Genomic DNA, 13,096 nt, shown 5'->3' with positions numbered 1-13,096 from the left:
GTGGCAGCGTCGCACCGGGACTTTGGTCCTCCCCGCAGGTCAGCGGACAGCGTCCAGCAGCAGCCGTTCAGCCGCTCCGATGGCCGCTCGCGCCGCCGCGACCGAGCCGGGGTCGACCAAGATCGACGTGATACCCACCAGGACCGGGTGCTCGGCGTAGTCGGGGTGGGCCGTGGGCGCCTGCCCGCACAGCGACGAGGTGATCCCCGCAGCCTGGCGGGCGGCGGGGATCCGGCCGCCGGGGTCGGCGCCCTTGCCGCCCGCGGACCCGACGTCGGTGCCGCGTGGTTCGGACAGGTCGACCACCAGCTCCTCGGTATCCATCACGCGCTCCCCATCGGAACCCAGGGCTCCGCCGGATCGAAGGGGTCGAGTACATCGGTGAGCGGCCTGCGGGGTGTGCGCGGCAGCTCGCCCACCCCCGGCGCGGGCCAGCCGACCCGCAGCAGCACCTGCGGGGCCATGGCGTCGTGCAGCACGTCCGCGCGCAGCCGCGCGCGGATCTCGCGCGGCTGCAGCGACTGGGTGAGCGGGCAGGACGCGAGCCGCAGCGCGGTGGCGGCCAGGGTCAGCGCGCTCATCGCCTCGCCCGCGCGCAGCCGCGACACCACGTCGTCGGAAGCGGTGCCCAGCACCAGCAGCGCCCCGGCGCCCCCCGCGGCGGAACGGTCGTGCTGGTCCAGCGCGGGGGCGGAGAACCGCCGGGTGACCAGGTCGCCGTAGCGCGTCTCCCGGGTCGTGTTGGCGGCGGGCACCCCGTCCGGCGACCCCGCGTGCCTGCCCGACCACAGCGCCAGCTCGGTCCGGTAGGCGTCGTCGGTCGACTGGTCCCGCTGCGCTCGGCCGATCAGTTCGGCGAGCTCGGCCCGCTCGGATCCGGTCACCACCCGGGCGAGCACACCGGCGTGCGCCGCGGCCTCGGCCAGCGCCGCGAGCCGGGGCTCGTCCACGGGCCACGCGGCGTAGGCGCGGCGGTCGCTGCGCCTTCGGAGGATCGCCGACGCGGCCACGACGTCGGCCCGGGTGGGCGCGGACGGCGTCACCTCGACCGCGGCGAGGTGGGCCGGGTCCGCCGGATCGGGCACGCGGTGGATGCGCGCGCGCCACCCGAACGCCGCCAAGGCCGTGACGAGGTGGTGCAGTGCGGCCCCGCAGCTGACCAGCAGGTCACGGCCGTCCGGATCGGTCGCGGGCAGCCGCCGCCCCTGGTCGGCGAACAGGTGGATCGACGCGCGCCCCACTCGCCAGCGCCAGGGCTGGGTGTTGTGCACCGAGGGTGCGCAGCACGCCAGGCGCAGCGCGCCCGTGATCGTCTCGTCGTCGGGGTGGCCGTCGACCGGGACACTCCGGTCCACCGGTGTCGGGGTCATCGCACACGTCCTTGTCCGTCGGTACCGCCAGGGGTTCACGGTTCGTCAGTACTGGTCCGCCCACCAGAGCGGTTGGTCCCGGCCGGTGCGGGCCCAGGGACCCGCCCGCACGCGGGCTCAGCGCAACCAGCGGCGGCCACCGACCAACCGCGTCCACCGCCTGCCCAGTCCCCACGGGTCGCCCGCGGCGAGCACCGCCAGCGCGACCACGACCAGGGCGTAGACCACGTGGTAGTCCACCAGCGGGTTGGTGGAGCGCGTCAGCGCTCCGGCGTCGGTGTGCCGGGCGAGCGGCCACTCGGCCACCCACATCAGCAGCAGCATCAGGGTCGCGCTGACCGCGGCGGGACGCAGGGCGACACCGAGCAGCAGGGCCACCGCGATGCCGAGCAGGCCGAGCATGAACAGCCAGTCGGCGACCGGCGCCCCCGCCCACGAGCGCAGGGTCGCGGCGAACGGGCCGTGGTCGAGTCCACTGAGGAATCCCCGGGTCGGCGAGCCGCCGTCGACCCAGGCACCGGCACCCGGGGTGGCGTAGCCCAAGCCGAAGGCCTTGTCCAGGAAGGCCCACAGGAAGACGAATCCCATGACGAGTCGGGTCACCGCGAGCACCCGCCCGCCCGCGTTCGTCCCGGTTGTCGTCTGTCGCGCCGTGGCCGTGCTCGGCCGGGTGACGGTGATCATGTTGCCCTCCAGGGGTTCCGGTGCACACCAGTGTCGGCATCGGACACGGGTGTGTCCGCCGCCCAAGGTCCCGTCACGCGGTGCCCTCGGTCCCTGTGCGCCCGGGTCCGACCGGCGCACCGTGGTGGTAGGCGAAGAGAGGAGCGACCATGTCCACCACGTCGCAGGACCCGAGGACCGCGCTGCGCCGGCCCGATGAGGACATCCGGGCCGAGGTCCAGGACCGCGTGCTGCCGGAGATGGAGGACATCGACACCCGGCTGGTGCGGGCCGCCGTCGAGGACGGAGTCGTCCTGCTCGTCGGCCGCTTGGACTGGGACAGCCAGGCGCCGGTGGTTGAACGGGCGGTGGCTGGAGTGGCCGGTGTGCGGGAGGTCCGCAACCGGCTGCGGTGCACCTGGGACGACGTCACCCGGTTTCCCTGGCACCCACACCTGCCACACCTGCGGCGCACCGGCCACTGACGCCACCGGCCTGCGCGGACTCCGCGGCACCGGGTCGGCCGAGGTCGGGGCGTACCGACGCGCACGACAAACTGGGGTGCCGCGATGCCGTCGAGGACCTGGTCGCGGATCTCCGCCCGGGTCCGCGGGATCTCGACGGTCGGTGCGCTCTCCGGCTGGTCGCGGCGGGCGCGGTCGAGGGCGCCCTGCTCGGCTTGGGGCAGGCGGTGGTGTTGGCCAGGCTCGTACCCGCCCTGCCCGCCCGCGCCTGGGTGCTGCGCACCGCCGCCGCGGCGTCCTCGGCCCACGTACTCGGCCTCCTGCCGTCGTTGACCGGACAGCCCTGGGTCGCCGGTGTCGTCGGGTTGCCGCCGCTGCTGTCCCTCGGCGTGGCCCAGTGGTCGGTCCTGCGCGGCCTGGTGCCGTGGGCCGCCCGCTGGGTCACCGCCACCGCGCTCGGCTGGCTGGTCGGCCTCGCGGTGTCCTGGGCATCGCGACCCCGCTGTGGCGCGAGGTCCAGTCGGACCTGGTCGCGGCGCTGATCGGGTGCGTCGCGGGCGTCGCCATGGCGACGTCGGTCGCGGTCGTGACCGGCTTGGCCCTGGTGCACCTCACCGACCGGGCACCGGTCCCTCTGCCAAGCTGACTCCAGACCGCCCCGCCTTGCCGGCGCACGTGGAGGAGAGCCCGATGAGCACTGTGCCGACACCCGGCCCCGGCGAGCACCCCGTCGTCGCGCGGATGCGCGCACACCGGGTCGACGACCGCCAACTCCGGATCGCCGACGCGATCACCAGGTTCGCGGGCTCGATGATGTTCGTCTACATCCACGTCGTCGTGTTCGCGGTCTGGATGCTGGTCGCCGAGAGCAGCCCCTGGCCCACGCTGACGCTGGTCGTGTCCCTCGAGGCGATCTTCCTGTCCACCTTCGTGATGATCGGGCAGAACCGGGCCGCGGTGTTCCAGCAGGCCAAGGCGGACCACGACTTCGCCGAGCAGGAACTCGAACTCAAGACCAACACCCAGCTCACCCGGGAGATCCACGTCCTCACCACGGAACTGCACCGCCGCGCGTTCGCCCAGGACTGACCAACCGGACCACGGCCGTCCACAGCGGACTCGACGATCCGGCGGACCGAAGGTCCCGACCCTGACCGCGATGATCGGTGCTGCCGATCCTGACCGCCGCGCACTGGCCGGGCGCCACCGTGGCCAAGGCCTACCGCGGCGCCGGAACGGCCCGAGCTCGGGAGCGTCGTGGGTCCGGCTGCCTGGCGATGGAGCCGGGCGGTCCACGCATCGACGTTACGAGGCACCAAGTTTGTTCACGGCGTCGAATTCGACGATGACGGCCGTGAGTGTCTCCGGCGCTGTCTCGACAGCTGTCGAATCGGCAGGTGCCAGTCGGCGATCCTCAAGGCTCGGGCCATCGCACCCGCGCGGCGGCGCAGATCTCTGGTTGTCGCCACTGCCGGCAAGGCTCGCGCTTGATCGTCAGGGGTGGTGACGGAGTTCATGGAGTCCGCGACGGTTTCAGCGCGGTCGAGGTCGCGGCCTTGACCATGGCTTGACCACCGGTGCAGGCATGCTCGCTCGCGTGTAGGGGTTGGTGTTGGCGCGGGCGATGTTGTCGGCGTGCCCGACCAGCGTGCCTGCTCGCTTGAGATCACCAACCGCAGCCACGGCTTCAGCCGCTGGCGATCAATCCGGCCGCCCGGTCGAGATCACCGGCCTTCGCCGCGGCCTCAGCCACCGAGGCCAGCGCCTTCGCCTGCCAGTAGGGGTAATCACTGGCATCGGTGATGGCCTCGGCACTGGCGAGATCACCGGCCCTGGCTGCAGCTTCGGCTACCACCGACCACACCTGACCGGCCCGACTCCCCGCAACCGGGCGGCAGCACGTTCCCGACAACGCCAAGCGGCCCGCGCCGCACAGTTGATCATCCCGTGCCGGCTGCCGCCCAGGTCCGCAGGCGTGACTCCCACATGCGGGGAAGCGGACCGCCGCAGAACGGGCGACCCGTTGGCGGGCGCACCCCAAGCGGTCATGTCAGGTGCGCCTGGTGCGCTCGGGCCAGGTGCCGGCCACTGGCCACGTCAGGCGGCGCGGCCTTCGACCCGCCGCGGGAATCGGCCGTCTGCTCACAGGCCGTCACGGACTGAGGTGTCGGCTTGGGGCGTTGTGCTTCGGTGTTTCCCGTTCAGTGTTCGGGTCCTCGACCGTGGCCCGGCCCGGTGAGCGGACATCCGGGTGAACCTGCCGGAGAACGGGCGGCAGTGCTGAACTGACCTCGATCGGCGTTCGCGAGCTGCTCACCGGCGCCGACGTCGACGCCGCGATCGAGAAGGCCGCGAGCGGCCGGACCGTGGTCGTCCACAACGCCGACCAACGCCGCCACGACGTTCCGGCAGACCCTGGGCAAGGCTCTCGAAGGACTCCGGCGCCACACCCGAACACCTCCCCGGGATCGCCCACCGCCGTCCGCCGCGGGGCACTGTCGCTGCGGCTAAATTGGTTGAACCAATTGGTGGATGATCACGGGCGGTCGGCCTGCTTTGATGGAGCGGGCCCGCACCGGGCCCGGCCGCGGCGAAAGGTGGACCTCCGTGAAGTTCGGGAAGATGCTCGGTGTCGCGTCGGCGACGGCGCTGGCGTTGACGGCCCTGGCCGGACCGGCGTCGGCGCAGGACTCGCCGTTCTGGTCGTGCCGCACGGTGCCGGCCGGCTACACCTACACGATGGTGCGTGCCGACCAGGGGTGCGAGCCCCTCTACTACGTCACGCTGCCCCGGACCGGGTTGTGGGCGTGCAAGGTGACCGCCGGGTTCACCTACACCGCCACCCGACCCAGTTCCAGCTGCCGACCCGACACCAACGTGCAGTACCTGCTCGCCGCCGCGTAGCCGCGCCGTGTCCCACGACCGCATGGTCGTGGGACACGGCAGCCGATCGGTGCCGGGGAAGTCGATGGTCTGCCCGCCCTTGGCGGCCCTCGGACCGAGGACCCGGTGACCACCATGGTCCGGGTGCGGAAGAGCATCCGCCCCAGCAGTGCGTGTGGGTGTCGCCGAACAACGAGTCCTTCCGACCGGCCGCAGATCCCGGCGAGGAGATCCTCATGTCCACAATGGAGGCAGCGCGCGGCGAACGGCGAGAGGGCTCGCGGAACTCTGCCCCGCATCCGCTTGTGGTCATGAGCGCGCGGCCTCGCCGAACCTGGTCGCGTTGCGCCACAACGGATCGGACACGGGGGCGGACTCGGACAACGCTGCCCGCAGGTGAGTCTCCTGGACAAGCGGGGGCCAAATCGGTGTTCGCGGATCAGAAGTTCACGTCCCAGTGCTGGTAGTTTTGGCCGCAGGCGTCCTGAGTGGTCTTCGACTTGTAGTTGAACGACGTGATCGTCAGGCACATGCCGCTGTGCTGCACGCGCGGGTACCCGGTGGTGGGCTCGTAGGTCCATTGCTGGTTGGCGCCGCCGTTGCAGTAGTAGATCTCCACGTCCACGTGGTTGGCCGTGTTGCCGCGTGGGATGTCCGGACACATGGCGTTCACGTTCGTCCTGATCGACGAAGCCAGGCCAGTCGCGGCGAGTGCGGGGTCGGCCTTGACCTCGGCGAGGACTTTCGCGGCCGTCTTAAGGTCCCGTGTCAGCGGGGGAAGACGGCGACCAGGGTGCTCACATCGGTGTCCGGGTCGGTGGTCAGGCTCATCCGGTCAGCCACCTCGCGCATCACCCGCAGCCCATCGACCATGCCGGGATCGCGCCCGGGGTCGGTCCAGGCGAAGTGGTCCCTCGCGGTCAGCACCAGCACCTCTGAGTCCACGTGCAACGTCACCGTCGCCTCTGCGGACCCACCACCGCGGCGTGATCGCAGGTGGTCGATAGCGCTGCTCAACGCCTCGCTCGCGGCCCAGACCACGTCGTGGCGGGTGCGGTGGGTGATCTTGCAGTCGGCCATCCACCCGCGCACCCTGGCGCGGATCAGGGCCAACTGCTCGACCCGCACCGGCACCGTCGCGGTGAACACCGCCCACTCGACCATGGTCATACACCTGGATGCCCCACCGTCGCCCTTTTCACGCCCCGTTGTGGCCAACCGGACCCGGCGTTCCCGGCCGACGTGCCGGTCAGCCCCGGCGGTTCCCGCCGGTCTCACTCCGGTGCCCGATCGCGGCGATGAGCGCGGCGAACGCCATGCTGTAGAGGGTGAACACGACCGACCGCATGAACTGCTCGTGCGTGGGCTCCTCGCGCATGCGGTGCACGTTGGCCAAGACCGAGAGCGCCGACCCGGCCACGACGACCAGGGCCATGAACGCGTCGAACTGCGGCGGGTTGTCGCCCATCAGCGTGTTCGCCACCCAGTCGCGCGCGACCTGGGGGTAGAGGGCGTGGCTGCCGCCGACGTCGCCGACGACCATCAGCATCGACCAGGACGTGCCGACCCCCAGCGCGCCCAGCAGCACACCCCGGTGCCCGCGCCCCGCCTTCACCGTCCCGGTGAGCTGGTCGACGACCAGTTGCCCGAACACGCACAGCACGCTCAGCGCCAGCAGGAACTGCAAGAACGGGACCTTGAAGACGAGTCCGAGGAGCAGCAGACCGAGCCCGATGCTCAAGGCGGCGCTCACGACCACCCCGCCCACCGTCCCGAGCACGGACACGAACGCAGGCCCGTTCGAGGAGAACGCCATCGACGACAGGACGCCGAGGGCCACCAAGAGCACCCACACCCACCAGTCCCAGCCGCGGACCCACGCGGACGCCGCGAGGACCCACGGGCCGATGGTCCTGACCACCCAGTGCACCGCCGCGCCCACCCACGCCACCGCGTGCAGCCCGGCTGCCGCGAGGGGCGCCGTGAGCAGCGCGATGACCGCGAACGCGGGCTCCCGGTGCCGCGCGCCGAGGGCGAGGACCGCCAGCAGGAACACCCCGGTCGCACAGATGAGGCAGGTCAGCAGCAGCGAGTACGCGGGCAGGGCTCCGTTGACCGCCGCACTGGCGCCTGCCAGCCACCGCAGCGACGCCCACCCGTCCCCCGCGGTGAGCCTCGCGGTCCCGTCGGGCAGGCTGAACGCCGCGAACAACGCCCCCACCACCGCGTACACCAGCGTCACGAGCAGGTACACCGCGACGATCCCGAGGCAGCCCGGGCGCATCGTCCAGTAGCCGGTGAACTCGCGGCCCTGGTACTCGACCTGGTAGTTCCTCACCGCTGTCCCCTCGCCCACGCCGGCCGCAGCACTTGATCTATACCGGCGCGCAGCGAGATAGTTCCGGGACCCGGCGGCGATCACCCGAACGGCCCAGCGGTGCGGCGGAAAGCGCCCGAGCGGAACTCGTGCTCGATCCCGCTTCGGCCAAGCTGTGCTGACGATCTCCCCGTTGATCGTCAGCGACCCGGCCACCCCCGTGAGGTGCGGCTGGGAATCACTCGTTCGGGGGTAAGCCGGGCACTACGGATGCTTCCACTTCGCACTACCGCATCGGCGACAACGGGGTGGTTGACTACGGAAAGGAGCTGACCCAAACAGTTCCTCGGCGGCTCCCTCGACACGGGGAGGATCTTGCCGGGCCGCCCGCGACGGGCGCTGACTTCAGGCCCAGTCGTCCTCGCGGGTGGCCGTTCGGCCCGTTCAGAGTGCTTGGCCGCCGAGGAGGGTCTCGGCGTAGGAGAAGACGTGGCCCGCGCCGATCTCGAGGGGGGCGAGGCCCGCGAAGTCGCCGTCCAGGGTGTCGAACAGGGTCAGGTTCGCGGCGCCGGTCCAGATCTCGCCGAACTCGACGTCGGTGACCTCCGAGGTCACCAGCTGGGAGACCGGCGGTTGCGACGCGACCCAGCCGGGGAAGTACCGGGTGTGCACGAGCGGGACCGCGTGGAGCGCGGGTGGGTCCTCGACGCGCCGGGCCGGGTGGACGGTGGCCTCGGCGACCCGCTTGCCGTGCACCGAGAGGGTGCCGTCGTAGCGGCCCGGGGATCCCGGTCGTGGTCCCGCGCGGCCGACGGTCCTCGGGCGGGTCTGGTGGATCTCGCCGAACTGCTTCGGCATGCCCTGCACCCAGCCGCGGACCATCGGGACCGGGCTGTCCACCCAGGCGTACGGGCACCTCGCCAAGGGTTTGCCCCGGTACTCGCAGCCGAGCAGGATCAGGAACTCGGTGAACTGGCAGCGGGCGGGTTCGGCCAGCTCCGCGCCGCTGTCCGAGCACCACTGCCAGTCGGCGAAGACGGCGGCGGCCCGGCCGGGGTCCGCGCCGAGGTCCAGTTCCGGTGGCAGGAACCGCCGCGCGACCCCCGGGTCGACCCGGTAGTCGACCATGACCACGTCACCGGCGAAGTGCCACGGCGGTGGGGTGATCATCGCGGCGTCGCCGGACGGCGAGAGCGGCAGGCTGTAGCCGACCGGGCCCGCGGGTGCGCTGGTGGTCATGGGTGGGTCCGCTCCAAACTGGACAGTGCGCGCCAGCAGCGGCCGAGCGCCTCGGCCGCGGCGGTCAGGGCGCTCGGTGGGTTCAGGCTGTACGCCAGCCGAACGGTCGGTTGTGGACCGGTTCCGAAGCGCGAACCGGGCAGTGCGTTGATCTTCGCGGCGGCCGCGGCGGTGACCAGGCGTGCCTCGTCGTGAGTGGATCGCAACCAGAGGAAGTAGCCGCCCGCGGGAGTGGTGAACTCGACGACTCCCTCCAGTCCGGAGCCCAGCGCGACCGCGAGTGCGTCGCGCCGTTCGCGCAGCCGCGAGCGCAGCCAGCCGAGGTGGCGGTCGTACTCGCCGGACCGCAGCAACCAGGCCACCGCGAGGGAGGTGACGTGGTTCGCGGAGCCGCCGCTGGTGAACAACCCGGTCCCGGCGAGCCGACCCACGATCGCCGGGTCGGCGAGCAGGTAGCCCAGGCGCAGCCCCGGGCCCAGCGTCTTCGAGAACGTCCGGAGCCTGACCACACCCCGGTACCCCGCCAGGCCCGCCAGGGAGACGGGGTCGGCTCCGCCGTCCAGGCCCAGTTCGGCGTACGCGTCGTCCTCGACGAGCAGCACCCCGTGCCGGGCCGCGACGGCCAGCAGCTCGCGGCGGCGCCCGACCGGGGAGACGAGCCCGGTCGGGTTGTGGAAGGTCGGCGCGAGGTAGGCGAAGGCGATCCGCTCCCCGGCCGCCCGGGTGGTGGCGATCGCCTCGTCCAGCGCCGCCGGGTCCACGCCCGCCGCGTCCATCGGCACCGCGCGGGCGCGCAGGCCGCGGTCGGCCAGGATCCGCCTGCCGTAGTCGTAGCCGTACTGCTCGACGAGCACGACCTCACCGGACTGGGCGAGCCCCGTCGCGAGCAGGTGCAACGCGTGCGAGGTCCCCGCCGTGACGAGCACATTGTCCGGCCCGCACGGCGGCCCCTCCGCCCGGGCCACCCGATCGGCCACCAGCGCGCGGAACGGCACCGCGCCGCGGTCGTCGCCGTAGGCGAGCGCCGCCGAGCCGTACTCGGCCAGTGCCGCCGGGTAGGCCGCCGCGAGCAGGTCGACCGGCAGCAGACCCGGTTCGAGGTACCCCGGTCCGAGGTCGACCGTCCCGGCCGGGCCGACCTGCTGCACGACGCCGGGACTCCAGGACCGGCGGTGCGACAGCGGCCCGGCGGAGTCCTCGGCGCTCATCCGCCGAGCACGGACCGCAGCGCGTCGGTCGCGGTGGCCACGGACTCGGCGGACCGCGACAGCGCGATCCGCAGCGAGTACGCGCCCTCCTCCGGGCGCGCCCAGTGGAACTGGTGGCACGGCAGGGCGAACACGTTGTGCTCGCGCAGCGCCGACCACACCTCGAGCCCGGTGCGCGGGCCGAGGTCCACCCGTTCGACGCTCGCCCGGCTGTCCTCGTCGGGGAACCCGACCCCGCTGACGCCCGCGAGCCCGGAGCGCAGGGTGGCCCGGTTGCGGGCGATGAACCGGTGCAGGTCGGCGAGACCGCCACCGGCCGCGTCCTCGGCGAAGCGCTGGACCATGGACAGCACCAGCGGCGAGACGCCGAGCAGGATGTCGGAGTACACGTTGGCCAGCGGCAGGCCGACGTTCGCCGCCGAGACCAGCCAGCCGATCTTCAGCTCGAGGGTGGGCCAGAGCTTGCCGGTGTCCTCGATGACCACCCAGCGGCAGCCGCTCGCCTCGAGCACCGCGTAGTGGTCGTAGTGCGCTCGGGTGTCGAATCCCCGGAACGAGGTGTCGAGGGTCAGCACCACGCCGTACTCCGCGCACTGCGCCGCGAGGCGCCGCAGCCGCTCCTCGGCGAGCACGCGCCCGGTCGGGTTGTTGGGCGTGGTGACGAACAGGGAGCCGACCGAGCGCAGCAGCGCCGGGTCCAGGTCGCCGCCGTGCAGCTGCTCCTCCTCGACCGGGACCAGCCGCAGCCCGACCCCGCGCAGGATGTCCGGGATGTTGTCGAAGGTCGGGTGCACCAGGCCGATCGCGTCGGTGGTGGTGGCCAGCGAGCGGGCGAAGATCTCCATCGCCACCGAGGACGAGTAGCAGCTGAGCACCCGGCCGTCCGCCGCCGGGTAGCTGTGCTGCCCGAGCAGCTCGAAGTAGGCGCGGTGCGAGGCCTTCTCGATCTCGTCGACGGGGCGCTCCACCGCGTCCGCCCACATGCTCGGCAGTTCGTCGATGATCCGCGCCTGGCCCGGGGTCAACCGTTGTCTGGCGTGCCCGTCCGAGAGGTTGAGCGGGCTGCTCAACGCCAGGTACTCGAACTGGGTGAGGTTGCCGGGGCTCGTCTGGGTGTCCTGTATTCCGATCACAAGCACCTTGCCTAAGAAAGTAGGGGGTCCGCCCATGCTTGGAGGTTCCGGTAGTGCGAAAAGAGAATTGACGACGACCGGACACTCACCGGGAACAGATACGTTCACCGGGACGGCCTGAGGCTAGCAGGGAAAACAATGCCCGCCGATCCGTTGTCGGGAACCGCTCCCGCGCCCGTCTGATGACCTGCGCGTTTTCCCCAGAAATCAAGGGAGTTGCCGTTTCCGGGTGGTCGGTGAACCCTGATCCGGAAGTGTCGGCGCCCAGGTGAGAGAGGTGTGTGCGGCGTGTCTGCAACGATTGGCGGTCCCCGGACGGAGACCCGGGAGGGCGTGGTCGTTGCGCCGTTCCAGTGGCGGCCGGTGCTCGCGGTGAGCCTCGCGCTCAGTGCGCTGCTGCTCGTTCTGGCGGGCGAGTACGGCTACTACATGGACGAGTTGTATTTCCGCGTCGCCGGCGCGCACCCCGCTTGGGGATACGTGGACCAACCGCCGCTGGTGCCGTTGCTCGCGAAAGCGCAGATCGCGTTGTTCGGCGACACCCCGTTCGCCGTCCGCGTGGTGCCCGCCCTGCTCGCCGGGCTTTCGGTGTGGGTCGCCGCGCACATCGCCCGCGAACTCGGGGGCGGCGGCCGGGCCCAGGTGCTCGCCGCGTTCGCGGCCGCGGGCACGCTGGCGACCCTGTCCGCCGGGCACGTCCTGCACCCGACCGCGGTCGACCACGTCGTGTGGGTGGCGCTGTGCTGGTTGCTGGTCCGACTGCTGCGCACCCGCGACTCGCGGCTGTGGCTCGCCATCGGCGCCGTGGTCGGGGTCGGCCTGCTCGCGAAGTACCTCGTCGTCCTGCTGGTCGTCGGGCTCGCGGCCGGGCTCCTCGGCGCCGGACCGCGGCACGTGCCGCGCGACCGGTTCCTCGCCGCGGGCGCCGGGATCGGTGCGGTGATCGCGCTGCCGGTGCTGATCTGGCAGGCGACGCACGGCTGGCCGCAGCTCTCGATGGCCTCGGACCTCTCGGAACCGCTCGGGGTCGGCAGCGCGGTGAGCTTCCTCGTCGGCCAGGTGCTGATGATCGGGCCCTTCCTCACCCCGCTGTGGGTCGCCGGGCTGGTCGCCCTGTTCCGCCGTCCACAGTGGAGGGACTACCGCGCCCTCGCGGTCGCCTACGTCGCGATCGCGGTGGTGCTGGTGCTCGTCGGCGGGTTCGGGCGGTACACCGAAGGCCTGCTGACCGCCCTGACCGCCGCGGGCTGCGTCCCGGCCGCCGACTGGCTCAGCACGCTGCCCCGCCGGATCGTGTTGGCGGTGGCGGTGGTGGCGAACGCGGCGCTGGCCGCGGTGATGTGCCTGCCGGTGCTCCCGGTGTCGGCCTACGCGGAGGACTCACCGCTGGCGGGTCTCGGCGAGGCCCAACTCGGTCAGACCGGCTGGGAGGAGCTGACCACCCAGGTCGCGGCGGTGTACGGGACCCTGCCGCCCGCCGAGCGCGCCCACGCCGTGGTCTACGGCCAGAACTACGCCGAGGCGGGCGCTGTCGACCGTTTCGGTCCCGCGCGAGGACTTCCCCCGGCCTACAGCGCGCTCAACTCCTACTACGACTTCGGCCACCCCGGTGACGACAAGACCGTCGTGATCGCCGTCGGGGTCGACCCCGACGCCTTCGCACCCCACTTCACCCGCTGCGAGCGAGCGGCCACCCTGCACTTCGCCCTGCCGCACCTCGAAGCGGGGCAACAGGTCCTGCTCTGCCACGACCCGGTCGAGTCGTGGGACCGGCTGTGGCCGAGGCTGCGCTGGGTCGGCACCTTCTGACCCCGCCCGT

Annotated in this window: 15 protein-coding genes; 5 read left to right on the top strand and 10 right to left on the bottom strand. The window is 72.1% G+C overall.

The window, feature by feature from the left end; genetic code table 11:
* Positions 1-39 precede the first annotated feature (39 nt).
* The 3 genes from QSK30_RS01450 to QSK30_RS01440 form a co-directional block, all read right to left on the bottom strand.
* Complete coding sequence (locus tag QSK30_RS01450; RefSeq protein WP_285498902.1) at positions 40-324, bottom strand: hypothetical protein; 285 nt, start codon at positions 322-324, stop codon at positions 40-42.
* Positions 324-1,370 carry an Acg family FMN-binding oxidoreductase gene (locus QSK30_RS01445; RefSeq protein ID WP_285498901.1) on the bottom strand — a complete coding sequence of 349 codons (1,047 nt, stop codon included), beginning with the start codon at positions 1,368-1,370 and terminating at the stop codon, positions 324-326. The genes QSK30_RS01450 and QSK30_RS01445 overlap by 1 nt, the downstream gene beginning before the upstream one ends.
* Before the next feature lie 117 nt (positions 1,371-1,487).
* Complete coding sequence (locus QSK30_RS01440; RefSeq protein ID WP_285498900.1) at positions 1,488-2,054, bottom strand: hypothetical protein; 567 nt, start codon at positions 2,052-2,054, stop codon at positions 1,488-1,490.
* A 149-nt stretch (positions 2,055-2,203) separates the two neighbouring features.
* Between QSK30_RS01440 and QSK30_RS01435 the strand changes: the two genes are divergently transcribed.
* From QSK30_RS01435 to QSK30_RS01425, 3 genes are all read left to right on the top strand, one after another.
* Positions 2,204-2,518: a BON domain-containing protein gene (locus QSK30_RS01435; protein ID WP_285498899.1), complete on the top strand. Its 315-nt coding sequence runs from the start codon at positions 2,204-2,206 to the stop codon at positions 2,516-2,518.
* Between the two features lie 194 nt (positions 2,519-2,712).
* A complete protein-coding gene (locus tag QSK30_RS01430; protein WP_285498898.1) occupies positions 2,713-3,039 on the top strand; it encodes a hypothetical protein in 327 nt (108 codons plus the stop codon).
* Positions 3,040-3,187: 148 nt separating this feature from the next.
* On the top strand, positions 3,188-3,586 hold the full coding sequence (locus QSK30_RS01425; protein ID WP_285498897.1) for a DUF1003 domain-containing protein: 399 nt from the start codon (positions 3,188-3,190) through the stop codon (positions 3,584-3,586).
* Positions 3,587-4,184: 598 nt separating this feature from the next.
* On the opposite strand, the gene QSK30_RS01420 is transcribed toward QSK30_RS01425, so the two are convergent.
* Positions 4,185-4,352: a hypothetical protein gene (locus QSK30_RS01420; protein WP_285498896.1), complete on the bottom strand. Its 168-nt coding sequence runs from the start codon at positions 4,350-4,352 to the stop codon at positions 4,185-4,187.
* A 752-nt stretch (positions 4,353-5,104) separates the two neighbouring features.
* Here QSK30_RS01420 and QSK30_RS01415 point away from each other — a divergent pair.
* A complete protein-coding gene (locus tag QSK30_RS01415) occupies positions 5,105-5,401 on the top strand; it encodes a hypothetical protein (protein WP_285498895.1) in 297 nt (98 codons plus the stop codon).
* 418 nt (positions 5,402-5,819) lie between these two features.
* Here the strand turns inward: QSK30_RS01415 and QSK30_RS01410 are convergent, their stop codons facing one another.
* The 6 genes from QSK30_RS01410 to mppP all read right to left on the bottom strand — a co-directional run bounded on the left by QSK30_RS01410 (position 5,820) and on the right by mppP (position 11,277).
* On the bottom strand, positions 5,820-6,053 hold the full coding sequence (locus QSK30_RS01410) for an RICIN domain-containing protein (protein WP_352231536.1): 234 nt from the start codon (positions 6,051-6,053) through the stop codon (positions 5,820-5,822).
* A 95-nt stretch (positions 6,054-6,148) separates the two neighbouring features.
* Positions 6,149-6,550, bottom strand: coding sequence for an ATP-binding protein (locus tag QSK30_RS01405; protein WP_285498894.1), 402 nt, complete (start codon positions 6,548-6,550; stop codon positions 6,149-6,151).
* Positions 6,551-6,629: 79 nt separating this feature from the next.
* Positions 6,630-7,718 (bottom strand): hypothetical protein, encoded by a 1,089-nt coding sequence (locus QSK30_RS01400; RefSeq protein ID WP_285498893.1) that lies wholly within the window; start codon positions 7,716-7,718, stop codon positions 6,630-6,632.
* Between the two features lie 423 nt (positions 7,719-8,141).
* Positions 8,142-8,936 (bottom strand): enduracididine biosynthesis enzyme MppR, encoded by a 795-nt coding sequence (gene mppR, locus QSK30_RS01395; RefSeq protein ID WP_285498892.1) that lies wholly within the window; start codon positions 8,934-8,936, stop codon positions 8,142-8,144.
* Entirely contained in the window at positions 8,933-10,144 is a 1,212-nt protein-coding gene (locus tag QSK30_RS01390) for an aminotransferase-like domain-containing protein (RefSeq protein WP_285498891.1), read from the bottom strand. Before QSK30_RS01390 ends, mppR begins: the two co-directional genes overlap by 4 nt.
* Positions 10,141-11,277 carry an enduracididine biosynthesis enzyme MppP gene (gene mppP, locus QSK30_RS01385; RefSeq protein ID WP_285498890.1) on the bottom strand — a complete coding sequence of 379 codons (1,137 nt, stop codon included), beginning with the start codon at positions 11,275-11,277 and terminating at the stop codon, positions 10,141-10,143. Before mppP ends, QSK30_RS01390 begins: the two co-directional genes overlap by 4 nt.
* Positions 11,278-11,565: 288 nt before the next feature.
* On the opposite strand from mppP, the gene QSK30_RS01380 reads away from it, so the two are divergent.
* Positions 11,566-13,086: an ArnT family glycosyltransferase gene (locus QSK30_RS01380; protein WP_285498889.1), complete on the top strand. Its 1,521-nt coding sequence runs from the start codon at positions 11,566-11,568 to the stop codon at positions 13,084-13,086.
* Positions 13,087-13,096: the final 10 nt, after the last annotated feature.

The organism is Actinokineospora sp. NBRC 105648, assembly GCF_030269645.1.
In the GTDB taxonomy this organism is placed as follows: domain Bacteria; phylum Actinomycetota; class Actinomycetes; order Mycobacteriales; family Pseudonocardiaceae; genus Actinokineospora.
This window is presented reverse-complemented; position numbering and strand designations above follow the sequence as displayed.

Bases quoted from the DNA above. Each gene is read 5' to 3' on its own strand.
- QSK30_RS01435 (WP_285498899.1), top strand. From the start codon at position 2,204: ATGTCCACCACGTCGCAGGACCCGAGGACCGCGCTGCGCCGGCCCGAT.
- QSK30_RS01440 (WP_285498900.1), bottom strand. From the start codon at position 2,054: ATGATCACCGTCACCCGGCCGAGCACGGCCACGGCGCGACAGACGACA.
- QSK30_RS01405 (WP_285498894.1), bottom strand. From the start codon at position 6,550: ATGACCATGGTCGAGTGGGCGGTGTTCACCGCGACGGTGCCGGTGCGG.
- QSK30_RS01450 (WP_285498902.1), bottom strand. From the start codon at position 324: ATGGATACCGAGGAGCTGGTGGTCGACCTGTCCGAACCACGCGGCACC.
- QSK30_RS01445 (WP_285498901.1), bottom strand. From the start codon at position 1,370: ATGACCCCGACACCGGTGGACCGGAGTGTCCCGGTCGACGGCCACCCC.
- QSK30_RS01390 (WP_285498891.1), bottom strand. From the start codon at position 10,144: ATGAGCGCCGAGGACTCCGCCGGGCCGCTGTCGCACCGCCGGTCCTGG.
- QSK30_RS01425 (WP_285498897.1), top strand. From the start codon at position 3,188: ATGAGCACTGTGCCGACACCCGGCCCCGGCGAGCACCCCGTCGTCGCG.
- mppR (WP_285498892.1), bottom strand. From the start codon at position 8,936: ATGACCACCAGCGCACCCGCGGGCCCGGTCGGCTACAGCCTGCCGCTC.